Source organism: Lysinibacillus sp. FSL K6-0075 (assembly GCF_038592945.1).
In the GTDB taxonomy this organism is placed as follows: Bacteria; Bacillota; Bacilli; order Bacillales_A; family Planococcaceae; genus Lysinibacillus; species Lysinibacillus fusiformis_F.
The window spans coordinates 3,215,682-3,241,447 of sequence record NZ_CP151947.1 but is presented as its reverse complement, the minus strand read 5'-3'; the positions used below and the strand labels follow the sequence as shown (position 1 = coordinate 3,241,447).

Annotated in this window: 25 protein-coding genes; 17 read left to right on the top strand and 8 right to left on the bottom strand. The window is 37.6% G+C overall.

Annotated elements, in window-relative coordinates; genetic code table 11:
* Positions 1 to 6 precede the first annotated feature (6 nt).
* Complete coding sequence (locus MHB65_RS15880; RefSeq protein WP_342440998.1) at positions 7 to 708, top strand: response regulator; 702 nt, start codon at positions 7 to 9, stop codon at positions 706 to 708.
* Between the two features lie 48 nt (positions 709 to 756).
* On the opposite strand, the gene MHB65_RS15875 is transcribed toward MHB65_RS15880, so the two are convergent.
* The 3 genes from MHB65_RS15875 to MHB65_RS15865 form a co-directional block, all read right to left on the bottom strand.
* A complete protein-coding gene (locus MHB65_RS15875) occupies positions 757 to 1,725 on the bottom strand; it encodes a 4-hydroxy-3-methylbut-2-enyl diphosphate reductase (protein ID WP_342440997.1) in 969 nt (322 codons plus the stop codon).
* A gap of 76 nt (positions 1,726 to 1,801) precedes the next feature.
* The gene (vrrA, locus tag MHB65_RS15870; protein ID WP_342440996.1) at positions 1,802 to 2,296 is read right to left on the bottom strand and encodes a VrrA/YqfQ family protein; all 495 of its coding nucleotides are present in this window, start codon (positions 2,294 to 2,296) and stop codon (positions 1,802 to 1,804) included.
* 447 nt (positions 2,297 to 2,743) lie between these two features.
* On the bottom strand, positions 2,744 to 3,799 hold the full coding sequence (locus MHB65_RS15865; RefSeq protein ID WP_342440995.1) for a 2,3-butanediol dehydrogenase: 1,056 nt from the start codon (positions 3,797 to 3,799) through the stop codon (positions 2,744 to 2,746).
* A 293-nt stretch (positions 3,800 to 4,092) separates the two neighbouring features.
* Between MHB65_RS15865 and MHB65_RS15860 the strand changes: the two genes are divergently transcribed.
* Together MHB65_RS15860 and MHB65_RS15855 are read left to right on the top strand one after the other, a co-directional pair.
* Entirely contained in the window at positions 4,093 to 5,394 is a 1,302-nt protein-coding gene (locus MHB65_RS15860) for a DEAD/DEAH box helicase (protein ID WP_342443756.1), read from the top strand.
* Between the two features lie 12 nt (positions 5,395 to 5,406).
* Positions 5,407 to 6,300 carry a deoxyribonuclease IV gene (locus MHB65_RS15855; RefSeq protein WP_205444413.1) on the top strand — a complete coding sequence of 298 codons (894 nt, stop codon included), beginning with the start codon at positions 5,407 to 5,409 and terminating at the stop codon, positions 6,298 to 6,300.
* Positions 6,301 to 6,347: 47 nt separating this feature from the next.
* Here the strand turns inward: MHB65_RS15855 and MHB65_RS15850 are convergent, their stop codons facing one another.
* Complete coding sequence (locus MHB65_RS15850; protein ID WP_155591608.1) at positions 6,348 to 6,584, bottom strand: Nif11 family protein; 237 nt, start codon at positions 6,582 to 6,584, stop codon at positions 6,348 to 6,350.
* 168 nt (positions 6,585 to 6,752) lie between these two features.
* Here MHB65_RS15850 and MHB65_RS15845 point away from each other — a divergent pair, with 168 nt between their 5' ends.
* Genes MHB65_RS15845 through MHB65_RS15835 form a run of 3 tightly spaced genes read left to right on the top strand, consistent with a single transcriptional unit; the run spans position 6,753 to position 8,802 of the window.
* Complete coding sequence (locus MHB65_RS15845) at positions 6,753 to 7,499, top strand: ABC transporter ATP-binding protein (protein WP_205444412.1); 747 nt, start codon at positions 6,753 to 6,755, stop codon at positions 7,497 to 7,499.
* 14 nt (positions 7,500 to 7,513) lie between these two features.
* A complete protein-coding gene (locus tag MHB65_RS15840; RefSeq protein WP_205444411.1) occupies positions 7,514 to 8,377 on the top strand; it encodes a metal ABC transporter permease in 864 nt (287 codons plus the stop codon).
* Complete coding sequence (locus MHB65_RS15835) at positions 8,374 to 8,802, top strand: Fur family transcriptional regulator (protein ID WP_342440994.1); 429 nt, start codon at positions 8,374 to 8,376, stop codon at positions 8,800 to 8,802. Before MHB65_RS15840 ends, MHB65_RS15835 begins: the two co-directional genes overlap by 4 nt.
* Before the next feature lie 64 nt (positions 8,803 to 8,866).
* Here MHB65_RS15835 and MHB65_RS15830 read toward each other — a convergent pair whose 3' ends face one another.
* Complete coding sequence (locus tag MHB65_RS15830; RefSeq protein ID WP_205444410.1) at positions 8,867 to 9,226, bottom strand: hypothetical protein; 360 nt, start codon at positions 9,224 to 9,226, stop codon at positions 8,867 to 8,869.
* Between the two features lie 279 nt (positions 9,227 to 9,505).
* A complete protein-coding gene (gene serC, locus MHB65_RS15825) occupies positions 9,506 to 10,594 on the bottom strand; it encodes a 3-phosphoserine/phosphohydroxythreonine transaminase (protein WP_342440993.1) in 1,089 nt (362 codons plus the stop codon).
* Positions 10,595 to 10,977: 383 nt separating this feature from the next.
* Between serC and MHB65_RS15820 the strand changes: the two genes are divergently transcribed.
* The 6 genes from MHB65_RS15820 to MHB65_RS15795 all read left to right on the top strand — a co-directional run bounded on the left by MHB65_RS15820 (position 10,978) and on the right by MHB65_RS15795 (position 18,430).
* Complete coding sequence (locus MHB65_RS15820; RefSeq protein ID WP_342440992.1) at positions 10,978 to 11,514, top strand: hydrolase; 537 nt, start codon at positions 10,978 to 10,980, stop codon at positions 11,512 to 11,514.
* A gap of 275 nt (positions 11,515 to 11,789) precedes the next feature.
* Positions 11,790 to 12,848, top strand: a complete 1,059-nt coding sequence (locus tag MHB65_RS15815; protein ID WP_342440991.1) for a hypothetical protein — start codon at positions 11,790 to 11,792, stop codon at positions 12,846 to 12,848.
* Positions 12,829 to 13,686: a diguanylate cyclase gene (locus MHB65_RS15810; protein WP_342440990.1), complete on the top strand. Its 858-nt coding sequence runs from the start codon at positions 12,829 to 12,831 to the stop codon at positions 13,684 to 13,686. Before MHB65_RS15815 ends, MHB65_RS15810 begins: the two co-directional genes overlap by 20 nt.
* The gene (locus MHB65_RS15805; RefSeq protein WP_342440989.1) at positions 13,676 to 15,124 is read left to right on the top strand and encodes a DUF2334 domain-containing protein; all 1,449 of its coding nucleotides are present in this window, start codon (positions 13,676 to 13,678) and stop codon (positions 15,122 to 15,124) included. The genes MHB65_RS15810 and MHB65_RS15805 overlap by 11 nt, the downstream gene beginning before the upstream one ends.
* Entirely contained in the window at positions 15,117 to 16,388 is a 1,272-nt protein-coding gene (locus MHB65_RS15800; RefSeq protein ID WP_342440988.1) for a glycosyltransferase, read from the top strand. The genes MHB65_RS15805 and MHB65_RS15800 overlap by 8 nt, the downstream gene beginning before the upstream one ends.
* Complete coding sequence (locus MHB65_RS15795; RefSeq protein ID WP_342440987.1) at positions 16,388 to 18,430, top strand: cellulose biosynthesis cyclic di-GMP-binding regulatory protein BcsB; 2,043 nt, start codon at positions 16,388 to 16,390, stop codon at positions 18,428 to 18,430. The genes MHB65_RS15800 and MHB65_RS15795 overlap by 1 nt, the downstream gene beginning before the upstream one ends.
* Before the next feature lie 32 nt (positions 18,431 to 18,462).
* Here MHB65_RS15795 and MHB65_RS15790 read toward each other — a convergent pair whose 3' ends face one another.
* Together MHB65_RS15790 and MHB65_RS15785 are read right to left on the bottom strand one after the other, a co-directional pair.
* Positions 18,463 to 18,975: a PCYCGC motif-containing (lipo)protein gene (locus tag MHB65_RS15790; RefSeq protein ID WP_342440986.1), complete on the bottom strand. Its 513-nt coding sequence runs from the start codon at positions 18,973 to 18,975 to the stop codon at positions 18,463 to 18,465.
* Between the two features lie 80 nt (positions 18,976 to 19,055).
* A complete protein-coding gene (locus MHB65_RS15785; protein WP_342440985.1) occupies positions 19,056 to 21,350 on the bottom strand; it encodes a YhgE/Pip domain-containing protein in 2,295 nt (764 codons plus the stop codon).
* 195 nt (positions 21,351 to 21,545) lie between these two features.
* On the opposite strand from MHB65_RS15785, the gene MHB65_RS15780 reads away from it, so the two are divergent.
* The 5 genes from MHB65_RS15780 to cyoE all read left to right on the top strand — a co-directional run bounded on the left by MHB65_RS15780 (position 21,546) and on the right by cyoE (position 25,479).
* The gene (locus MHB65_RS15780) at positions 21,546 to 22,025 is read left to right on the top strand and encodes a thioredoxin family protein (RefSeq protein WP_205444401.1); all 480 of its coding nucleotides are present in this window, start codon (positions 21,546 to 21,548) and stop codon (positions 22,023 to 22,025) included.
* A 101-nt stretch (positions 22,026 to 22,126) separates the two neighbouring features.
* Positions 22,127 to 22,828 (top strand): O-linked GlcNAc transferase, encoded by a 702-nt coding sequence (locus tag MHB65_RS15775; protein WP_342440984.1) that lies wholly within the window; start codon positions 22,127 to 22,129, stop codon positions 22,826 to 22,828.
* A gap of 138 nt (positions 22,829 to 22,966) precedes the next feature.
* The gene (locus tag MHB65_RS15770; RefSeq protein WP_342440983.1) at positions 22,967 to 23,524 is read left to right on the top strand and encodes a hypothetical protein; all 558 of its coding nucleotides are present in this window, start codon (positions 22,967 to 22,969) and stop codon (positions 23,522 to 23,524) included.
* Positions 23,525 to 23,562: 38 nt separating this feature from the next.
* Positions 23,563 to 24,216, top strand: a complete 654-nt coding sequence (locus tag MHB65_RS15765) for an esterase (protein ID WP_342440982.1) — start codon at positions 23,563 to 23,565, stop codon at positions 24,214 to 24,216.
* A 312-nt stretch (positions 24,217 to 24,528) separates the two neighbouring features.
* The gene (cyoE, locus tag MHB65_RS15760; RefSeq protein ID WP_205444397.1) at positions 24,529 to 25,479 is read left to right on the top strand and encodes a heme o synthase; all 951 of its coding nucleotides are present in this window, start codon (positions 24,529 to 24,531) and stop codon (positions 25,477 to 25,479) included.
* Positions 25,480 to 25,766: the final 287 nt, after the last annotated feature.

Below are 25,766 nucleotides of genomic sequence, written 5' to 3'. Positions count from 1 at the left end.
CTAGCAGTGGCACAGATCAAGGTATTATTAATTGAGGATGATCCAATGGTACGAGAGGTAAATCGTCAATTTATTGAAAAGGTAGAACATTTTCAAGTGATTGGACAGGCACCTAATGGCTTAGAAGGCATTACACAAATTCGTCATCTTGAGCCTGATTTAGTTTTTATGGATATTTTTATGCCAGAGCAAGATGGTATTACAAGCTTACGCAAAATACGTGAGCTGGATATACCAGTAGATGTCATTACCGTAACGGCTGCAAATGACATGGAGACAGTGAAACAAGTACTGCATCTAGGTGTTTTTGATTATATAATGAAGCCATTTTCTTTTGAACGTGTCAAAGGGACACTTGACAATTATTTACGCTTTAAAAAGCAAACACAAACAGAACATGAGCTCACACAAGGAGAATTGGATCAGTTATTTCATTATCGTGATGGACAAACCATTTTGGAACAATCCGTTCCATTGAAATCTGAGAAAAATCTCCCAAAAGGTTTTAATCGTACCACACTTGAAAAGGTTGTGCACTTTTTACAATCGGTAGATGGAGCATCAGCAGAAGAAGTAGCAAGTGGAGTAGGTATTGCCCGCGTAACAGCCAGAAGATATTTAGATTATTTAGAGAAACAAGAGGAAATCACAATGGATGTCCATTACGGTGGGATTGGTCGTCCGATAAACTATTATTTTAGTAAATAAAGAAAATCCTGATTGCCATGATGGCAACCAGGATTTTTTTGCTATTCATTAATAGGGCAGGATTTTATCAACAGGTGTTGGTGTCTTAATCTTTGGCAGAATTTTATTAAGTGTCACTGTACGTTTGATCTCGTGTGTAGATGGATCATTTTCATCAAATTGATCAAGGAAGTTAATAACCTCTTTTACAATTGGTGTTGGCGTAGAAGCACCCGCTGTTACTGCTACAATGTTGATCCCTTTTAACCATTCTACTTTTAGCTCTGAAACATCTGCAATTCGATAGGATGGTGTTCCTGCAATTTCTACAGAAACTTGTGTTAAACGGTTCGAGTTATTCGATTTAGGATCACCTACAACAATAAGTAAATCCGCTTCACCTGCTTGCTGAGCAACAGCCTCTTGACGGACTTGTGTAGCTAAACAAATCTCTTTGTGTACCTCAATATGTGGAAATTTTTCCTTTAAACTATCCATTAAATGGGCGACATCCCATTGGCTCATTGTCGTTTGATTTGTGACAAGTAATTTATCATTTGTTAATTGTAAAGCATCAATATCATTAGAAGACTGTACTAAATGGACATGCTCCGGGGCAACGCCAATAGCACCCTCTGGTTCGGGATGTCCTTTTTTACCAATATAAATAATGTCATAGCCTTCTGCAGATTTTTCACGAATTAAATCGTGGGTAACTGTTACATCAGGACATGTAGCATCAATGGACACTAAGCCTTTTCGCTTCGCAATCTCACGAATTTCCGGTGAAACACCATGTGCTGTAAAAATGACAGTACCTGTTTCAACTTGTTCAATAATTTCTAGGCGGTTCTCACCATCTAACGTGATGATACCATCCTCTTCAAACGCATCTGTGACATGTTTATTATGCACAATCATCCCTAAGATGTAGATAGGTCTTGGTAATGTTTTATCAAGTGCGGCGTTACGAGCGATCACCATCGCATCCACAACACCGTAGCAATAGCCACGTGGATTAATTTTTAATACTTGCATGGTGGTTGTGACTCCTTTCAAGCTTACCTATCTACATTATAACGGACAGGGACTGTGAATACAAAGAAACGTTCATTTACATAGGTGGTTGGAAAATACGTGGTTTGGATGGAAGTGGCTCGGGAGGCGTAAATGATGCACTTTGCCTGGATGACCGTCTACTTCCAGCAGCTTTACTGTCGCTTCCTGCTGCTTCAGCTGCTCCACCGCCAGAGGAAGGAAGTCCTTGGAATCCTTTATACAATTTTAAGAGTGATGGAATATTTTTCACCATCGGCATAGCTTGTTGGATATAAGGGGTATAGGTTTTGGCTGTATTGAATAAACTGTTGGCTTGCTGTAAAAATGAACCGACTTTCGAAGCTTCTTGCACAGGTGGAATCGGCATTTGCCCTCCAAATGAACCTATTCCATTAGCCATTGGAAAGCCGCCTGGAATTCGTGGTTGACCAGGGAAGCCTCCAGGCGGGAAAAAGGACTGTGGCGACATCTGTGGAGGTGTTTGCATGGGCATGGGCATTCTCATGCCACCCGGGTACATTGGGTATGGATAAGGTGGTCGAAATACCATAATGATCTCCTTTCTACTTGTTTTTCATTGATGACATACCTGACTATAGCTATGATATGCAAAGGCTAATGGGAGGGTTCAATATATATCAACAATAACCCACGATCCATATGTGGAAATGCACAGAAGTGACCTACTACTTTTTGCTTGTGAGCGTATTATATGTAGATAAAAAAATTGTGCCACAAGTTTACCTTGGAACGCCGAACGACAAAAAACGCCGAGCAACTACTCGACGTTTTTCTTTATCTTGATTCAGCAGAAAACGCCACCTCTATCGGTGGTGAGATGACTGCATAAATTGTTCTCTTTGATTCAGTCGGTGTCCAAACACCGACTGAATCAAGATAAAAGCTCCAGCGGATGTCACAGATTTTGAAGAGGAGCTTTTCGAGCAAGCCTGAAAAAATCTGGACGCAATTAAGCTGAGGCGTAATTGATGCTAGATTATGCTTGAGAATTGACAAGAATTTTAATATGATTACGTTCCTTCATTAAAGCTTCAAAGCCTTCTGTTACTACTTCATCAAGAGCAATTCGTTTTGTAACAAGCTTGTCTGCAGGGAAGTAACCTTGTGTCATAAGCTCCATTACTGCTGGGAAAATATCGCGGTAGGCAATAATTCCTTTGACTGTACGCTCTGATAGAACAATGTTGTTCGGCTGGATAGCTGCTGTAGACTCCCAAATCGACACGATGATTGTTTCGCCTTCAAAAGTTGTTGAGTCAATAGCTTGTTGTAATACTACAGGAACGCCCGTTACTTCAAAGGCAACATCTACGCCACCATTTGTTAATTCATGTAGACGCGCAACGGCATCTTCATCTTTAGGGTTAATGACAGCGGTTGCACCTAGTTCTAAAGCTTTTGCGGCACGCTCTGCCGAAAGCTCTACAGCATAGATTTCTGCAGCGCCTGCTGCACGTAATGCTTCGATAACAAGAAGTCCGATAGGTCCTGTTCCAAAGACAGCAGCTTTGTCACCGGCTTTTAATTTACTTTGACGCACGGCATGTAAAGCGACTGCTGCTGGTTCTACAAGTGCCCCTTGCTCATAAGAAAGACCTTCTGGCATTTTGTGAACTAATTTTTCCTCTACCATTGTATATTCGGAGAATCCTCCGCCACCGCCTGAAAGACCGTGGAAACCTAAATGCTTACAAATATTATATTTACCTTTTTTACAGGCAGCACATTCGCCACATGCAAGGATTGGTTCTACTACTACTGGATCTCCTATTTTAACAGATGTTACACCATCGCCAATTTCAACTACTTCTCCTGAGAATTCATGTCCCATCACAATGGGCGCGATGTCTTTACTTACATAGTGAGGTTGCTCCACTGGAATAAAGATTGGCCCAGCTGCGTATTCATGTAAATCACTTCCACAAATCCCTGTCCAATGTACTTTAATTTTTACTTTTCCAGGTGCGATGACTGGTTCTTCAATGTTTTCTACACGGATGTCTTTTGCTTTATACCATCTTGCTGCTTTCATAATCTATCAACCTCCTATAATGTCTTACAGCCCTATCATAACATGTGGAGAATCTGCTAATCATTAGTTCCCTATAAATTGACATAAAAATTACATATTACAAGCGTTTTCGAACATTGTTGCAGCGCTTTTTTGATTGCATATTCTGCGTATTTCAAGTACCTTTGATAAGGGCTTTGTTACGGTGATAATAAAACATTAAAATTATGTTTATGCTAGTAAGAAATAGGACGTAAATATACCTTAAAGTTCGAATCATGGTACAATGAAAAAGATGTTAGGAGGAACGAATGATGTCAAAATATACTGATTATAATTTTCAGCCATTTTTGCAGGACGCCATTGCAAATCTTGGCTTTACAGAACCGACACCAATTCAAAAAGAAATTATTCCGCTTTTATTAAAAGGGAAGAGTGCTATTGGACAGGCACATACAGGAACAGGGAAAACACATAGTTTTTTAATTCCGATTGTTCAACGTATTGATGCAGAAAAACAGGAAGTACAGGCCGTTATTACTTCTCCTACACGAGAGTTAGCACAACAAATTTTTGATGCATTAAATCAACTAATAGAAGGAACTGCTATTCAAGCAAAACTATTTATTGGGGGTACGGACAAACAACGCTCCATTGATAAATTAAAAACACAGCCACAAATTGTTGTTGGAACACCAGGACGTATTCGTGACCTTGTTTCAGCACAAGCGTTATTTGTGCATACAGCACCAATTTTAGTTGTTGATGAAGCGGATCTAGCTTTTGATATGGGCTTTATTGAAGAGATTGATGGATTTGCTTCTCAGATGCCAGAAAAGCTTGAAATGTATGTTTTTTCTGCAACAATTCCGGAAAAACTTCAGCCGTTTTTAAAGAAATATATGGAAGCGCCAGTGCACGTCCATATGAATGATAAACGACCAGTGGCAGAAGGGATCGATTTTGTCCTTGTGCCAGTGCGCTCAAAATCGCGTAACAAACGTCTACTAGAAGTTATTGAAGGCATTAATCCGTTTTTAGCTGTTATTTTTACCAATACACGTAAAACAGCAGAACACGTTGCTGGTTACTTAAATGAACATGGTATCCGTTGTGGCCAAATCCACGGTGATTTAAGTCCACGTGATCGCAAAAAGATGATGAAGCAAATACGTGATCTTGACTACCAATACATTGTAGCGACTGATTTAGCTGCTCGTGGTATCGATATTCAAGGAATTTCTCATGTAATTAACTACGAAATCCCAGAGGACTTAGAATTCTTTATTCACCGTGTTGGTCGTACAGCTCGTGCAGGCAATAAAGGGACAGCCATTACTTTATTTGAGCCATCAGATGAGGATGCAGTCGTTCGCGTAGAAAAAATGGGCATTCCTTTTGTACAAAAAGATGTCAAAGATGGCGAATGGTCAGAGTTAAAAGAGCGTCATGCTCGTAAAAATCGTGTGAAGCAAGAGAATGAAATTGATGTGAAAGCAAAAGCATTGGTGCGTAAGCCTAAAAAGGTGAAACCTGGCTATAAACGTAATATGAAGTGGGAAATGGAAAAAGTTAAAAAACGTGAACGTCGCTTAAAAGCACGAGGTAAAAAATAAGGAGGCTTTTACATGTTACTTGGCTCACATGTTTCGATGAGTGGGAAAGAAATGCTACTTGGCTCTAGTAAAGAGGCTCTATCATACGGAGCCAATACATTTATGATTTATACAGGAGCACCGCAAAATACGCGTCGTAAAGCCATTGCTGACTTAAACATCATGAATGGCCTCCTGCATATGAAAGAGCATGGTATGACCAATATTGTTGTCCATGCACCTTATATTATTAATATTGGCAATACAGAAAAACCAGAAACATTCCGTCTCGGCGTAGATTTTCTACAATCAGAAATTGAACGTACTGCCGCACTGGAAGCAACGCAAATTGTTTTACACCCTGGGGCCCATGTAGGTGCAGGTGCTGATGCTGGCATTGCTAAAATTATTGAAGGTTTAAATGAGGTATTATCTCAAGACTATCCCGTTCAAATTGCATTAGAGACCATGGCAGGGAAGGGGACAGAATGTGGGCGTTCCTTTGAAGAGCTTGCTAAAATTATTGACGGTGTAACAAATAATGAACGTCTTTCTGTATGCTTTGATACTTGTCACACACATGATGCTGGCTATAATATTGTAGAAGATTTTGATGGTGTATTAAACGAATTTGATAAAATAATCGGTGTGGAACGCATTAAAGTATTGCATATTAATGACTCCAAAAATGTGCGAGGCGCAGGTAAAGATCGCCACGAAAATATTGGCTTTGGTCATATTGGCTTTGATGCCCTCAACTATGTAGTACATCATCCGCAATTAATGGATGTTCCCAAAATTTTAGAAACGCCATTTGTTCCTCTCAATAGTGATGCCAAATCTAAGGTAGCTCCGTATAAAGTGGAAATCGATATGTTACGAAACGGTACATTTAAGCCTGAGCTTATTGAAGCGTTAAAAGGCTAACATTAAATAACCCGAAATCAGGCTGTGATTCTGATTTCGGGCTTTTTTTATTTTGTAAACAAGGCGATGAGTTGACGAGAGCGCTTTCTTCCTAAAACCGCCTCCACTTCAACAAGAATATCTTTAGGAATACCTAAAAATAGCCAAGAAAATGAGAATTGCTCCAAATAAGGTCGAAGTTTTTTTACTTCAGAAGTCGTAATGTTAAAGCCTTCTTCACGAGCAATCGCGACAATTTCCTTATCCGTGCTTTGTGCTAATTGCTGTAAAAATTGAATACTCAAAGTCAATCCTCCTTTATCCCATTTTATTTTCATGAAATCATATACACACTTACATTTAGCCTATTCGAAAAAAGCATCCATCTTCTTTTCTTTACAAAAACTGCACTTTCCTTTATACTTACAATTTGTAAATCGTAATGATTTTGAATTAGAAAGAAGCGATCATGCATGAAAACAACACTTATTGACATTGAAAATGTGTCATTTCAATATGACTATACGCAAGTTCTAAAAAACATTTCTTTTCGTGTAGAAGAGGGTGATTTTTTAGCGCTTCTCGGTCCGAATGGTTCGGGAAAATCAACATTATTAAAAATTATTTTAGGTTTATTAAAACCTTTATCTGGAGAAATAAAATTATTTGGCGAACCAAGTGCAAATTTTAAGCACCGTGAATGGATTGGCTATGTGTCGCAAAAATCCAATGCCTTTAATTCTGGGTTCCCAGCAACCGTGCAAGAGGTCGTGAAAAGTGGATTAACGAAAAAATTAGGGCTTTTTAAAAGACCTGGCCGAGATGCCAAAGGGAAAGTTCAAGAAGCTTTAAAGGCAGTTGGCATGGATGCTTTTATGAATCGTAACATTGGAGAACTATCTGGTGGACAACAACAACGTGTTTTTATTGCAAGAGCTCTAGTCAGTGATCCCAAACTGCTCATTTTAGATGAGCCAACGGTCGGCATTGATCACGAGAATGTGCAGTCATTTTATGATATGCTGGCGAAATTGAATCGGGAACAAGGAATTACCATGATTCTTGTCACACACGATGTTGATACGGTATCAAATCGCATTAGCCATGTGGCATGTTTGAATCAAACCATTCACTTCCATGGCTATAAAAATGAATTTGATAATATTTCTCAGGATGCGCTAGACGCTTGGTATGGCCATTCCGTGAGAAAGATTCATTAGAAGGAGTAGGCACGATGATTGAAGCAATTTTACACTATGAATTTTTACAAAATGCCTTTTTCTCTGGATTATTAATTGGCATACTTGCTCCATTGCTGGGTGTGTTTATTGTTGTACGTAGACTATCCTTGATTGCGGATGCATTGTCGCATGTAACACTCGCAGGAATCGCTGGGAGCTTATACATCAGTCAATCAGTAACAGCATTAGCAATGCTCAATCCTATTTATCTAGGAATACTAGCTTCTGTTAGTGGCTCTATTTTAATTGAGCGTCTAAGACGTTTGTATAAGCACTATGAGGAGCTTGCCATTCCAATCATTATGTCAGGTGGTATTGGGATTAGTGCTATCTTTATCTCACTTGCCAGTGGCTTTAGTACAGATTTAATGAGCTATTTATTTGGCTCAGTATCTGCTGTGTCTCGCCAAGATTTATGGGTAGTGATCGGAATAGCTGCTATTGTTATTGTCTTTTTGTTTTTATTTTTTAAAGAATTATTTGTTTTGTCTTTTGATGAGGAATATGCAAAAGCTAGCGGACTTCCGGCTCGTTGGGTTCATCTTTTATTTATGATTGTGACAGCACTTGTCATTGCGGCAAGCATGCGCATAGTAGGTATTTTACTAGTATCATCGTTGATGACGTTACCTGTCGCAGCTGCAATGCGCTTGGCAAAGGGCTTTAAGCAAACCATTTTTTATGCTATTGTTTTTGGAGAAACAGCTGTATTAATTGGACTAATTAGTGCATTTTATTTGGATTTAGCGCCAGGAGGCACGATTGTTGTCACTTCTATTTTGATTTTGTTACTTGTAATCCTAGGAAAGAAGGTAGCATTTAAAATGGCTGCAAAGCAGGGGGAGGTAGCGCAATGAATATTTCAAGAGCGTGGGAAATATTAAAGGAAAATGGCTATAAAAAAACAGATAAACGGGAGTTAATATTAGATATGTTTGCAGCAACAGATAAATATCTAACAGCTCGTGATTTATTGGATGTTTTAAAAAAAGATTTTCCGGGAATGAGTTTTGATACCATTTATCGTAACCTTGCTACTTTTGTGAAACTTGGGATATTAGATGAAACAGAGCTATCAGGGGAACGTAATTTCCGTATGCACTGTGAATCTGCGCATCATCACCATCATTTTATCTGTATGGATTGTGGCAACGTCAAAGAGCTTAATCTTTGTCCAATGGAAATGTTAGGTGAAAAATTGCCTGACTATGAAATTGAAAATCATAAGTTTGAAATATATGGGAAATGCCCAGATTGTAAGCATGAAACTCTGTCACATTAAATGTTGACAGAGTTTTTTTCTATGTAAGAAGAGGGTGCCTGTATAGGGCTACCCTCTAAATTGATTAAGCTACTGCCACTCGGCGAATCGCAACAATTTTATTGCAATCTACGATTAAAGGAGAAGCAGCTGCTGCACCTGGCTCAAGGAAGTATGCACAGCAAGTTCGTGGATCGAAGGAGATGAAAGTCACACCTAAGAAGCTAATACCTCCAGATAAGAAGATATCTAGTGTAGTAGCAAGCTCTAATTTTCTTAATTGTTGACAAATACAACTTCTACAGTTGCTGCTCATTCTTGGTGTACATTTTTCCTCTTTTTGACAAGGACATTTCTCAACTTTACGTTGACAGCATTTTTCCTCTTTTTTAGGACATTTACAGCCTTGCCAATTCATATGTGACATATATCGTTTATCTTCCATTGTCTAGACCTCCCTTCCTCTAGTTTCGTAAGGGTAACCCTTACAGTAATAATCTATGTTTGGTGCATAGCTAGAGGCTGGCGATATGTCCGATAGGCAGCTTAAAAATCTATATATTTCTCAAAAACTTTGGCATTGTGTAAAGCCCTAAGTTGAAATATTGCTATAAACATCTACACAAGTTAATTTTATGGGGATAGATTTGCTTGTTTCCCTCTACAAATGAGAAAAACGACGAGTCTCTACAGAAATGTAAGGACTCGTCGTTCAAAGATAAGTTTATTGATGTTTTTGTTGGAAATCTACCATGAAATCTCGTAAAGCTTCACAAGCCTCCAGTGGCACTGCATTATAAGTGGAAGCACGACAGCCACCTACAGAACGGTGTCCATTTAGCCCGATAAAACCTGCTGCCTTTGCCTCTACAAGGAATTGCTTTTCAAGCTCCTCATCTGCAACACGGAATGTAATATTCATTAAAGAACGGCTTTCAGGTGTCGCATGGCCTTTGTAGAAACCATTGCTATTGTCAATGGCATCATAAATCACTTTTGCCTTTAATTCATTATGTTTTTCAATTTCTGCTACGCCGCCTTTAGCTTCTACCCATTTTAACACCTCGCCTAGCATATAGATCCCAAATGTCGGTGGTGTATTATAAAGAGAATTACTATCGGCATGTGTTGTATACTTTAGCATCGTTGGGATGTTTTTATTCGCTTTTTCAAGTAAATCTTTGCGAATAATCACGACCGTTACACCTGAAGGGCCAAGGTTTTTTTGAGCACCAGCATAGATGATTCCGAACTTTTCAATATCCACTGGCTTAGACAGAATATCACTTGACATATCCGCTACTAGTGGAACATTTCCTGTGTTAGGGAAGTTTTTCCATTGTGTACCGTATATCGTGTTATTGGAAGTAATGTGAACATAAGCATCATCTTCATTGAATTGAATAGCTTCTAATGCAGGAATATTGCGGTATTGGTTTTCTTTTGTGCTTGCAGCTTCAACAGGTGTTCCAAACAATTTAGCTTCCTTAAAAGCTTTCTCAGACCATGAGCCTGATAATACATAGCTAGCCTTTTGCTCAGTGTTTAAGAAGTTCATAGGCACCATTGTAAACTGAAGGCTTGCTCCACCCTGTAAGAATAGTACCTCATAGTTTTCTGGAATAGCGTAAAGCTTTTTTAATAAAGTAATAGCTTCGTTATGTACATCGTCGAAAATGGCACTACGGTGACTCATTTCCATAATAGACATACCTGAATCACGGAAGTTTACTAATTGTTGTTGAGCATTCTCTAATACTTCTTGTGGTAGAGCAGATGGACCTGCGTTGAAATTGTATGCACGTTGTGTCAAAGTGGTACACTCCTTGTTTGGTTAATAACAGAACTTTACTGGATTATACCCTAATTTTCAAGAGAAAAAATAAAATTCTTAATATTTGAGCAGAATGGCGACAGGCTCGCAACAAAATGTACACATTTAAGCAAGTATTTTGTGTTAAACACGAACGAATAGAGGCTTATTTTTAAACAAAAGTTATATTTTTCGTATATTGAATATATTTTTAGAGTTTGATATTAACAATGTTCGTGTTTTTGTTTACAGATGATTCTGTTTGATAAAGTGTGAAAGAACATGATAAATCAATCTATTATTAGAGAAAATCCTTATTACTTTACGATAGGTAAGCAAATTTTTGTATAATATTATAAAGAGAAGAAAAAGAGGTGTTTAGGATGTTTACAGTAGAGAAAGCTTGTTTAGTAGTTGTAGATGTGCAAGGAAAGTTAGCAACAATTGTGGATGACAGTGAAACGATAATTGATAATGTGGCAAAGCTAGTACAAGCGATGCAAGCACTAGAAGTACCTATTTTATGGCTAGAACAGAATCCAAGTCGTTTAGGCGGAACGGCACTTGATATTGCCCAGCATTTACAAGGGCAACCTATTGCCAAAATGGCCTTTAGTGCGTGCCAAGAAGAGGCATTTGTAGAGGCGATGAAGGAAAATGGACGTTCTCAATTTATTGTCACAGGTATCGAAACACATATTTGTGTGTACCAAACGGCTAGACAACTGAAAGAACAAGGATTTGAAGTCGAGGTTGTTGTTGATGCCGTATCTTCTCGAACAAAGGCAAATAAAGAAATTGGGCTTGCAAAGATGAATGCCCTTGGTATTTATCCAACAAGCACCGAAATGATCTTATATGAGCTACTACAACGTGCAGATCATGAACATTTTAAAACCATTTTGAAGCTTGTTAAGTGACGTGGAGTTAAAATTGAAACAATAGGTCTGTGTCCTTCATACACTGTAATAACAATTTTTGCTTTCGATAGAAATGTATAAAAAAATAATAATTTTATATATAAAATAGGAGATGTTTGATGGGTATATAGACCTTTTTCAAACATCTTTTTTTATTAAATCTGTATAAATTATGACATTACTCATATAAAAACTTAGCCATTCTAATTGTTGTATACTATAATAAAAAACCGGAATTCATTATAGGGAGATAACTATTAATGAGGATGATGACGATGATAAAAAATATTAAATGGTTACTGTTAATAGTTAGTGTAGTTTTTCTTTCGATTAGTTGTACAGGTAAAGAAGTAAATGGACAAAAAGATCCTCTTTCATCAACGGAACATTTTGTTATTCAAGATTTACTGAATGATAAAGGATTATTATGCACAGATTTAACAAACCAAAAAGATCTATTTTTATCAGAGTCAGTAGGGTTATGGTTGGCGTATTTACTAGAAAAAGATGATCAAGCCCGTTTTAATGAACAAATAAATGTTATGAAATCATACTTTTTAACAAATGATTTTATTGTCTGGCGAATCGAGGGGACTAGAAAGGCTTCTGTTAATGCATTGATTGATGATTTGCGAATCATTCGTGTTTTACTGTCAGCCGGTGAAAAATGGCATGATTCAACTTACTTACAATTGGGTAAAAAAATAGGAGAGAACTTGGTTCAGCATGGAATGAATAAAGAATTATTTGTCGATTTTGTTGATGTTGACAGCCATGACAAAGCCAATACGTTAACGATTAGCTATATTATGCCTTCAGCTTTTTATGAGATGGAAAAAAACGGTCTCTTATCCCAACAACAAGTCCAACAGCAGTTAGCTATTATACAAAATGCGCCACAAGCTAACGCAGGGTTTTTTCCGAAATATTATGATATTTCCGCTGAAAAGTATGTATTTGACGAAGAATTACACATGATTGATCAGTTGTACACAGCTTATCATCTGGCTTCTATAGATGGGGACACAGCAGCATTCAAAGACTGGCTATTAAACCTTCTGAAAAGAGACAATCAATTATATGGTCGTTATAATCCTCAAACGAATCAACCAACTGTTGACTATGAATCACCAGCTGTTTATGCCATGGCAGCGAGATACATGCTTGCATTAGACGAACAGCAAATAGCACAGCAGTTTATTGAGAAAATGGAAACCTTAAAGGACCCTACAACAGGTTATGTTGATAAAAAAACAAGGGCAACGCATAGTTTTGATAATTTACTACCACTATTAGCAGAAAGGGAGGTAGAAAATGCGTACAACAATGACTAGAAATAGAGCTATTTTTGTCTATGGAACCATCCTTATTTTACTCTTACAAATACCTACTTATTTTTTATTGCGTCAGGATGCTGAAGGCTTGCTATTATACGTTCTTTTATTGCTATTAATTGTTCTTACACTTTGGAGAGGGATCGTATTTGGACTTATAAGTAGCTTAGTATTAATTTTTATTACAGGTTCAACGTTGCTTTATACAGGAATATCAGGATCATTGACATTTCTAAATCCAGCCTTCTCCATGCAGCTGTCTTTCCTCTATGGCATTATGTTATTGCTACTTATTCTTTGTGCCGGTAGGGTGCATGAATTAATGAAGGATCAGGAAAACTATTTAAAGAAACTGCAAGAAGACGTAAGGAATTATGTAGCGATTGATGTTGAAACGGGTTTTGATAATGAAACACGTATGTATATCAGTGTCAATGAGGAGATGCGAAGAGCGGATCGACAGAAACAAACCTTTGTTTTTATGGTGTTAAAAATTGAGAATTATCGAAAGTTCCAACAGCTTTACGGGGCAAAAGAAATACAACATTTATGGCAACAACTTTCACAAAGGATACAGCAAACTGTCAGACTAACAGATAAAAAATTTCGTTTTCGTGAAGATCATATCGGGTTGCTACTAATCGATACGACTGACAAATATATGGAAGTCATCTATGACAAATTGGACCAAGCTTTGAAAAATCATCAATTGTTAAATGGTAAATGGGTAACCATAAGTTATAAAACAAGCTATTTCACCTATCAGCCACTGCAAGAATCCACGTTTGATGAATTATTAAAAGATCTGGAAAGAGAGATGAAAACAAGTGCGCTCTAACTATCAATTATGGTTCGCCATGGGATTGCTTTGTTTTTATACTTTCATCAATAATGAAATCGCATATGCAGTAGAAGCTGACAAGGACGTGGCATTGATTTATGTCACGAGCAACCAGCAGCCAAATGATGATGTATTCGCTTTGCAAGAGATGCTGCAAACATCTACGTCCGTAGATGTTGTTTATATAGAGGATGTCAATGAACGCAATCTACAACAGTATAAACGCATTGTAATTTTGAACTCCTACCAAACAAAAATCCCTCAAAATGCACTATCTGCATTAAATCAATTTCAAGGACCTGTGTTGCTGATTGGTGAGAATGCACTTCAATTCGCAACTTTTTCCAAGTGGCAGGAAGGACCTGTAGTGGAGCTTCGAGCTATAGGAGAAGAAAGTTTAAACAACCCTGTTCGATGGAAAAGTATACAACCTTCTGCAGATTCGGAAATAGTAAAGTATGCTTCTTCTTTGAATCAGTCCTATCCTTTTATCGTCACAAAGGACAATTGGTCATTTATTGGGGATTTCATCAATCAGGATTTTTTGCACTATCAATGGCCAGCCATAATAGGTGAATTATTACATTTATCCAAGCCGCAGATACATCCTGCCTTTATCGTTTTAACAGATATCAATATGAAAACAGAGGTACAGAAATTAAAAGAAGTGGTGATGGAATTTTCTGAAAAAAGAATCCCGGTAGCTCTTGAAGTCACACCGATTTTGCAGGATGAATATGAAAAAAAAACCTATCAATTGCACGATAACAAAAAATTATTAAGTTATTTACAAAAATTGCAAAAAGAAGGGTATCCATTCGTCCTTTCTTCGTCTACTGCTAGTCAAACTGAAAAAAATCTCGATTATTTAGTGCTTCGTAAAATCTATCCAACAATAATTAGTGGCAGTAGCTCTTTTTTTCAAGGTAGTATTCAACAAGGAAATCAACAGCTCTATCTATCGCAAAACGACAGTCACACCATATATCCGATGACAGTAGGAGCTATTGCCAATACGGACAATAATCCTTTGTATCCTGTTAAACAGAAAATAGAGCTGTTATTAAAAGTTCCGAGTTCTATCATTGGTATTCAATACCCTGCCTATTTTAATGCTTCCTATGTTCAAGATCTTGCCACTTATTTAAGTGAACATCCACAAATTGAACTACTTAATTTCCAGCAAACAAAGCAACGAGTCACATCAGAAAATGTTTCGATTGAGCAAGATGAAAATGGCGAACAAACGATTCAATTATCGTTTACAAAAATAGAACGTTTGAAGATTTTATTTGATGAACGACCATTTGAATTGATTTTATGGGCGCTTGTCTTGATTGTTTCGCTGTTTGTTACATTATTTTTTATAAGTACCTTGCGTTTACGGATTACCTTACGTAAGAGATTATTTGAGGAGAGGAAAACAAATGGCTAATACATTATTTTTTATTTCTCTTTTCCTCATTTGGATCATGCTGCTCTACCATATGTTTTTAATGGAGGGTGGTTATTTACACTTTCGGACATTTGAAAAGCCCATTGATGACTGGGCTAAAAAAATGGACAAGGTTCCCTCTGTTAGTGTCTTTATTCCTGCGCACAATGAAGCGCTCGTTATTGAACAGACACTACGGGCCATGTCACGACTTTATTATCCGAAAGATCAACTCGAGGTGATCGTCATTAATGATAATTCCTCGGATGAAACAGGAGCTATTGCAGCGCGATACGCAGAGAAATTCCCATTTATTCGTGTCATTGAAACGGTAGAGCCAAACAGAGGGAAAGGTAAATCCTCTGCCTTAAATTCTGCCCTAGCTGATTCAACTGGGGATATTGTAGTGGTTTATGATGCTGATAATACACCTGAACGGATGGCCGTTTGGTATTTAGTGATGGGGCTCATGAATGATCCGAAAGCGGCTGCCACTGTTGGGAAATTTCGCGTTATTAATGCGGCAGAAACATGGTTAACGCGTTTTATCAATATAGAAACGATTTGTTTCCAATGGATGGCTCAAGGCGGGCGTTGGAAGTGGTTTAAGGTGGCAACTATACCTGGCACCAATTTCGCAATCCGACGGACGGTTTTGGAGCAATTAGGTGGATGGGATGTGAAAGCATTAGCTGAAGATACGGAGCTGACCATCCGTGTTTATAATTTAGGCTACCATATTCGTTTTTTCCCAAAAGCCATTACGTGGGAGCAAGAACCAGAAACGTTAAAAGTATGGTGGAAGCAGCGCACAAGATGGGCAAGGGGCAATCAATATGTCGTGCTGAAGTTTTTAAGTCAATTTTTCACCCTAAAAAGAAAAAGTATAATATTTGATTTATTTTATTTCTTCTTTACGTATTTTTTATTTTTCTTTGGTGTCATTTTATCCAATGCCCTGTTTATTATTAATTTATTTTATGATATTGGATTGACCGTTGGCGACATTGCCCTTGTTTTATGGGTTTTAGCCTTTTTACTATTTTTAGGTGAAGTGATGATTACCTTAAGTATTGAAAAAACAGAAATGAATCGAAAAAATTTCTTCTATGTCATACTTATGTATTTTACCTATTCACAAATGTGGATTGTACTAGTCGTTTGGTCATTACTATTAGAAATAAAGCGCATGTTTACAGGCCAAGAAGTTCAGTGGTATAAGACAGAGCGTTTTTCCAAGCAATCAGATAAAGGAGCAAAATAATGAGAACCAAATTTTTCTATTTATGTTTATTCTGTATTGGTTTTTTATGTTTTGCTAATGATGCAGTTGCAGCTACCATTACCGTAGATGACAACACCATTGCAATTGAAGGCAATCAACAGCAGAAAAAGCCATTATTAGCACAGCCAATTGAATTACAGGGACCTTCCTCTTCCAGAGATTTTTATTACAATCTAAACGAGGATGTAGCATTCAATAACCAGCACGTTACTTTTCAAATCCAGCATTCTGAGCTACTTATAGCGCCATCCTCCTTCACGGTGAAAGTGGATGATGTAGCCATTAAAACAATCCCATTGAAAGCAGATTTATTAAAACAGACTGTTACCGTCAATCTTCCAAAAGAAGCACTGCTAAAGGGTTCTCATAAAATTTCAGCTAGTTTTTATGGCATTCTTAAAGAAGGGATTTGTGTACCACCTGGCAACGCGGGAAATTGGCTACGTATTGAAATAGGATCGTCTATTTCAGCATTTAGCGAGGAGAGCAATGTTTGGTCATTAAATAGCTATCCTGCTGCATTTTTAGGCTATGAGGGATATGCAACGACGGTTATTGTACCAAAGCAAGCCTCTGAAGCCACATTAAACAGCGGGTATCAGCTTGCAGCCTTTTTATCCGAACATGGTGACACAGATGTACAGATTGAGCGTGAAGATGCTATTAATAAGATAACAGGTCCCATCATCATCGTAGGGGCAAAAAATGAATTTAGTACAAGCCTATTGAAAAAGATGTTAGAAAATATAAGTGTTGAGAAAGATGTCATTACACTTACGATGCAGGAACTAGTGAATACAGACTCTCATCGAAAAGTACCTCTTTTAGCCGTAACCTCTTCAAATGGACAAGTGATTCAGGAACGACTATCTTTTTTAACCGAAGCAAGATTATTCGAGCAATTAATCGGTGATACATTAGCGATTCAAGATATTCCTAAAATAGAGGATTCATCTGATACAACGATTTCATTTAAGCAATTTGGCTTTGAGGATCGACTTTTATCCAGCCAGGCGACAATGACACCTCATTACTATGTGTCCTTGCCACAGTTAGAGGCAAATAAAGAAGCTTTCATGCGTTTGATAGTCAAAAAATCAGCAACTATACCGGGTAGCAAAGAGGATGAGGATCGAAAATTAGAATTGATCGCGTATATCAATAATGTGCCACATGCAGTAGATTTACGAAAATTAGAACAAACAACAACAGATATGTATGAGGCCCTTATACCGATTCAAACCAATGTGCTCAACAAACTATCAATGACCGATATCCAATTTGAAGTAACGGGCTTCCAACTAGAAGATCCATGCGAAACAACCAATGAACGCTATTGGATTTACATTGATAGTGACAGTACATTATCGATTACAAAGGACACTTCTGAACCGACATTTACATTACGTGATTTTCCTAATGCTTTTCATGAAAATACGTTAATCGTTATACCTGATAATGGGGAAATGGACGATACAACAATGGTATCGCTTTATAAATCGCTAATGACGAATGGCAATATGGCGCAAATTTCGCTGATGAAGGATAAGAATGTAACAGAGGAAGCTTTACAAAAGCATGCAGTGATTTTTATGGGCGAAATGGAACAGCTCACATGGCTTTCCAAACAAGCCACAAAAATTCCTCATACATCTGAGCAGCTTCTCACACAAGGGTTTTTACCTGAGGCAATTGGTCAATATGTGTTTATAACAAAAAATTTCTGGCAGCTTAACGAGCCTTTATTATGGATTCATTCAGTAGAACATGCTTCTGTAAAAGGTGACTTTTATGCTCACTTAAAAGAGACAGATTCACAGACAGACGCTGCGATTGAAACAAAAGAAGGACAATTTGTCGTGGCAGTGGAGCAAAAAGCTGATAGTGGTGATGTGAAGGTAGATAAAAAAGGTGAAATATCCTATATTTTAATTGCAGAATTTCTTGGGCTCATCCTTGTCATCGCAGTAATATTGTATATCATCCTTCGTAAACGAAAGAAAAATCAATTGAAACAATAAAAGCAAAGTCGCGATTGTGCGACTTTGCTTTTTTACGCAGGCATGTCCGTTGGTGTTGGTTTTGCATAGCCTTCTTTATATGTGTCATCAATGAACTGACGAATCTCTTTTAAGCTCTTGCCTTCTTTATGCAGTTGTGCTGACTGGACAGCAATCTCTAAGCAAACTAAACAACGTGTCCCATGATCATCCCAGACGATAGAACCATCCTCACGTTTTTCCTGAATAAAGCAGTTTAAATTACTTTGATGGCCAGCAGATTCTCCACAGCCGCAATAGCATGGCATCCATTCGAGAATTTCTGTCGATTGTCCAGCGATTTGATAGACTAAGCGAATATTTTCTTGTTTGTCCTCTAAAAAGGTCGGTAGGACGTCAGCAGAAGCGGTTACTTCTTGGATATCACCCGAAGCCTCCGCATGGCTATGTCCTTCATGTGAGGCGTCATTTGCCTCAGGAGTGGTATCAGCACTGTTTTTATTTTCTCCACAAGCACTTAATAACAGTAACGCCAATACAACAAAAATAGAAATCGATTTCTTCAAAAATAGCGCCTCCTACATGTTTACAATGCTTCCATTATAACATCGTTTTCATAAACATTTACAGGCAGCCTCGTTGAAAATCAATGAAATATATCTAATCCACGTGTTTTGTTCATGAAATGTTCCATTTTCTCGCTCAATAATTTTTTTAGGAAAAAGCCGAACAGGATAAAAGTGAACCAGAAACCTGCTAGGAAAAGAAGGTCCATCCAGACTGTTGACCAGATAATTCCTCCAACAGCTTCACGCATCATTTCAATCGCATACGTAAAAGGTAAGAACGGGTTGATTATTTGGAAAAACCTTGGCAGTAACTCAACTGGATAGGTTCCACCAGAGCCAGCAATTTGTAACACGAGCATCACAATAGCTAATGCTTTCCCTACATTGCCGAAGACGGATACGAGTGTATAGACAACCGTTACAAATACGAGACTAATGAAAAGTCCAAATAAGATAAAGTAGGTAGGTGCTTGAATGGAGCCATCTACTAAGAAAATATCTCCGATAGTAATAATAAGGGTTTGAATAAACGAAAAAGTTGCAAATGTTAAGAGTCGCCCAAAGTAAATTTCTCGAATACTGTAAGGTGTATCTCCATGAAGATTCACAGATAATAATGAAATTAACAGTAAACAGCCTACCCAAATAGATAGTACTGTGTAAAACGGTGTCATGGCTGTTCCATAGTTCGCAATAGGGAATACGCGATGTTCCTTTAGTTTAATGGGTTCCTCAAAGAAGTCACGTTCAGCATTGACATCATTTTTAAGTAATTGCACAATCTCTGCTATATCCGCTTCCTCTTCTAACGTTCGTAGCTTATTCGCTAATTCTTTGATTTTAGAACTTAAAGTCGGAAATTCTGTTTGTATTTTTTGAATAGCGTTATTCGCTGTTCCTAGCGTGTTTTTGGCCTGTGTCAATTTATCTGTTGCCTGAGGTATGAATTGCTTTACATCTGTCAGCATGGCAGAAGCATTGATTAAAGTTTGTTTCGCACTGGTTAGGGTGGATCGAATTTGTGGCTCTAGCCTTTCGTTATAGTAGGATAAGAATTTCTGTAAATTGGCCGTTGCATTTTGTGCGATTTGTTGAATAGCTGTAATATCCTGCTGGATGACATCTTGATCAATTGGTTTTAATTGATTGATTTTATTTAGTATATCGTCATGTAATTTCTGCAATTGCTGTAATGCGGTAAGCGCATTTGACGTTGAATCAATGAAGCTTGGAGGATGCTGTAAGACTTCGCGAATGGCTGTAAGCTGTTCAATAATTGGTTGATTCGCTTCCGCATTACTTTCCTGCAAAGAGCCGATAATGGTTGTTAAGGAGTCCTCTAATTGTTTACGAGTCAAAGCATCTGCTTGAATTAATTTTTGCAGTGCCTCAAGCGTTTGAATACTATTGGTTATATTGTCTTTGGATGTTGACAATTGATTTTTAAGTGCCTCTTTCGTTTGCGTGATAGAGGAAGGGTCAAGGTTTATACTATTGAGCTGATTGATGATATCTGTAAAATGTTGTGCGATATTTTGGACAGTTGCGACATCCTTTTTGATGACGGGAGATAGTTCATTAAACAAAGCATCTGCTTCATTCACTAAATGTAAACCCTTCTGAATGGTTGTTAAACCATCTGTTGTCAATTGTTCCACCTGGGGAACTTGTGTCAGCGCCTGATTAAGTAATTGATTTGCCTCTTTTCCTTGAGTAGAGGCTTGAGTTAAAAATGTATGAATATCAGGTAAATGCTGTTCGATAGTAAAAACATAATTTTCGAATTTGCGGAAATCAGGAATGTCACGTTCTATTTCAATTCCAATTGTATTAAAAATAGAAAAAAGTGTGCCATTGACTGTCGAGACAAATTCACTCGAAACCTGCTGCGTAAGAACGCTCGCTCCTTTACTTGTAATTTTAGGGGCAATAGGATTCTTTTTTTCATTTACATAATAATCAATATGGGCTTTCATTGGTTGGTCGGTTAGAATGGAGGTTAGTTTTTGGGAAAAATCATTTGGAATGACAATGACAGCAAAGTAATCACCATTTTTTAAATGTTCCTTGGCTTTTTTCTCCGTCTCGAGCGTCCAAGTAAAGCTTTTATTGGTACGTAAAGTCTCGATAACCTCATTCCCGACATTGATTGCTTCATCTCTCACAGTGGTTCCCGTATCTTCATTGACAATCGCGATTTTCATATTAGATGTGTGGGCGTATGGGTCCATGGAGGCATAAATATTTAGCCAGGCATAAAGAGAAGGAAGGAAAATTAGTCCACCGATAATGACAGCTACGACCCAGTTCGTGACAATATTACGGATATCTTTTGAATAAATTTGAAAAACATGCTGGAACGAGTTTTTCATCTAATCACCCCACATTCAAATTTTGCATGAACTCTCATTATGTATGTTCCCAAATATACTTAAAATTATGTTATAAATGTGAAATATCTTCATTTAAAGGCGAATTAGTTTACTAGGTTTTCAAAACAATTTATAATCAATCGCGAATGCACTAAAACTAGGGCTTTTAGTGTAAAAAAGGAGGTCACTACTTTAGTGAAAAAATTATTAATTATTGGTTCTGTAATTGTTGTTTTATTTGCAGCAATTATTGTGCTTACCAATGTCTCAAACAAAAGTAAATTAGAAAGCGCAAACAATCCTTATGGCGATAAAAAGCTAAAACAAGAAACAATTGATCAATTGGATGATGCAAACTATCAAAACATTATGTTACCAGACGAACTAGAAGCTAAAATTAAAGCGGGCGAACCGGTTAATGCTTATTTCTTCAGTCCAATCTGTGTACACTGTCAAGCATTTACACCTGAATTAATGCCGATTGCCGATGAGCTAGGTGTGGATATTGCTCAATTGAATGTCTATGAATATGATGATTTATGGGAAAAATATAATATTGAAGCAACGCCAACATTCATTCGTTTCGAAGACGGTAAAGAAGTAAATCGTTTTGTAGGGGCTTTAAAAGAAGAGGATTTACGCACATTCTTAAATACCGTTGTGTTAAATAAATAGAGAAGTGTGAGACTGTATCAAAAGTTATTTTGATACAGTCTCTTTTGTTTTTGTAGTGTATACTAAAAATACTGAATAGTTGTACACTGGAGGAATTATGAATGTCAATGGATGATTATTTTTATAATGGTGAGCTAATGAAATGCTATGAATTAGCGAAGCAGGTGACAAACGAAGAGGACAAAGCACTGGCACAAAAATATATCACTTTATTAGAAGAGTATGAATATGATCGTTATCCAAAGCCAACTCCTCAAATCGAAGTACAGCATGTGGAACGTGCTGATGAAAGCTATCCAGAATCAGATCTAGTTGTAGAAATACGGGCAATAAAAGATGAGGAGGCATTTGCGAAGCGTATTCAGCAATTGGAGGAAGTCGCGAAAACAGGAACACCAGCTGACAAAGCACAGTCTTTTTTTACACAGGGAGAGCTGTTCTTATTCGCACATCATTACAATGAGAGTGTTCACTGCTTTCAACAAGCCGTAAGGGAAAACCCGAATAAGGCTGTCTACTGGGGAATCACAGGGCAGACCATGCACCGTTTTGGCTGGATGCCTTTCGATGCGCTCGGTTATTTAGAGCAAGCGATACATCTAGATCCCACAAACCCTCGTTGGAAATGGAATAAAGCCCTCGTACTTATTCAATTAGCTAAAGATTTGCAAATGGCTCCATTTATGGCGAATGCGGCAATCACTTTAGAGGACGCACTAGCTTCTTGTGGCGAACAGCAGCGGTCATTGAAAGAGGCCATTCAAAATACAATAGATAATATGGATAGCTATGTTTTCTCCTAAGATTTTGGGATGTCTCTAACGCATACGGAGACATCCTTTTCACTTAGAAATCTAGTGAGCGGGGTTCGTTGCCATATTCCACAATCATGGTATGATAAGAAAGAAAATGATTTGTAGATATAAAGGACGGATTTTTTTATGGCACAAGAAGTGGCAAATAAGTTTATTGAAAACGTATGTAATCATTTAGTTCGCAATATGAATATTACAAAAGTGGAAGAGCATTTTAAGGAAACGATTGCCATGCAGCGACAATCAGCCGCAACATCAATGGACTTTTGGGATATGTTGATGATTAATATGCTTTATTTTACAGAAAATGAACAGGCTTGGGAGCAGGAATTTCTAAAAATGCTCCAGGCAAAAAAGTGGCTAAAGCCAGCAGCTCTTGAAGAGGAATTATTAATGCATCAGATGCGAATTCGTCAACAAGTTGCAGAGCAAATGGATGCTGCAAAGGATTTATTCCATCAGCAATATGAGACGGAATACATGACAGAGGAAGCGATTATTTATGATTATGCGTATAGCTCTGCTGGGCATTCCATGCGCATGGATTTATTAACTGTTCTTGTATCAACGCCAGAACAATCCAAAATACTCTTTGACGCAGACCCACAAGAAACGATACGTATTGTTAATGGCTATATTGCCTACCATACAGATGGACTAATTAATAAAACAAAATTATGCTAATTTTGTTACGAAGCTTTACGTGAAAGGAATTTAATTGAATGAATACACCATTTACTTTTAACCATACACAACCAACAAATATGGATCCAACGAAGAAATACCCTGCTATTTTTTTGCTACATGGCATGGGCAGCCATGAGGATGATTTACCAACATTAGTGCAGGATTTCCAAGAGCAATGTCATATTTTTAGCTTACGAGGGCCGATTACACAGAAACCTGGCTATGCTTTTTTCACCATTCAAGAAGTAGGGCAACCAGATCGTGCTATCTTTGATAAAGTGTTGGTGGCATTGCAACGATTTCTATTAGAGGCCATCGATGAATATCAAATCGATCCCCATAAAGTATTTGTTCTAGGCTTTAGCCAAGGGGCGGTATTAGCACAATCACTTGCCTTTGTTATGGGGAATTTAGTGACAGGAATCGTTGCATTAAGTGGCTATACACCAAAATTTGTGACAGAGGAATATGCCATCCGTTCTGTAGAACATTTACAGGCTTTTATTTCGCACGGAGATTATGATTATGTCATTCCTTCTCAATGGGGCATGGAAAGCAAAGAGATCTTTGAACAATTTGGTGCCACGGTGACATTTAAACAATACCCAGATGGACATGGTGTAACACCTGACAATCTTCGTGATTTGGTGGCATTTTTAGCGCAGCAACTGCAGGAAGAAATTCAATAAAAGGAAATCCGAGGCAAAGATTTGTCTCGGTTTTTTTGGCTACTGCAGTATGATCTATCATCCAATTATTTTTCTCCAATAGTGATTGGAAGAATCGAGGCAAGAAGGTTCAAATTCACGTCAGTCGGTGGTATCATAGAAGATGTTGTGAATGAGCGTGCTTTGTTAGATGAAAACATGTACTTTATGTGAACAGAGAGACAGAACAGATCTAAAAGGGGTAAAATAATAATTTGATGTGCTAGATGCAAATTTTGTCGCTTTCTATCGATGGAAGCGTGTAGAAATTATGGAGAAAAGGAATTAAGCTGAATGGAACAAAATCTGAAAACGGAGCATAAACCACAATCCTCCGAAAAAACAAGAGGGAAGTCATCACGTTCTTCTATTTTAGCGCAAACCGTCAAAACAGGGATTATCAAATCCAATTTAATACCTATGTGGGCTGGTTTAACGCTAGGCATGTACAAAAATAAAATGACGTTTGTAGACAATATACCAGAAATCATTTTTTCAACAATCGGTTCTGCCCTTGTCATTGGAGCAGCAGGGGCCTTTAATAATGTCTATGATCGTGACATTGATGCTATTATGCCTCGTACACAAAGCCGACCAACTGTTACAGGTGAAATGTCAGCGAAATCGACTTTATCATTAGCTGTCGTAATGTTAATTATTGGGATAGCTGTGTTAGCACTTGCTTCGCCGCTAGCTGCTGCATTTGGTTTATTAGGTGTATTCCTATATGTAGTCCCTTATACAATGTGGACAAAGCGTCGTACGATTTATAATACAGAAATCGGTAGTATTAGTGGTGCAGTACCGCCATTAATTGGTTGGTCTGCTGTATCGACAGATATTACACACCCAGCGATACTTGGTTTATTTTTTGTTATGGTCATTTGGCAAATGCCGCATTTCTATGCTATTGCCATTCGCAAACGTATAGACTATGAAGCAGCCAGTGTGCCCATGCTACCAGTTGTCAAAGGGATGCGACGTACGTATTATCAAACCAATTTTTATTTAATCTTATTGATTCTATCAAGCTTTTTATTTGGCTCGTTAAGTGTAGGTATTATGCTCGTGGCATTGATCTTAAGCGTTGCTTGGCTAGTGATGAGTATTTACGGCTATCATAGTAATACAGATCAAGTGAAATGGGCTACCAAAATGTTTGTTTTTTCACTATTCCATATGACTATACTATTCTCAACAGTCATTGTGTACTCGTTAGTAGGGGTTATCTTTAAGCTATATTAATTTTCCCCTTTGATGTCTATTTATTTCCGAAATGGCAGGGAAAAAGAAAAATTTACTTAGTGCAGAAGCATTTGCTAAATAAAAACCAACAAGTTTACGCGTTTTTATTAAAAGTTAAGTTTAGAAGCTAAATTTATTTTAAATAGTGAATTCTTATATAATGTCACACATTATATCTATAGAAAGAAAAAGGATAGAAGAGCTTAAGTAAATTTGCTCTTTCTATCCTTTTTCTTTCCACAAATGACCTTAAGTAATTCAAAAGGAGCTTCTATCTATTCAACTAA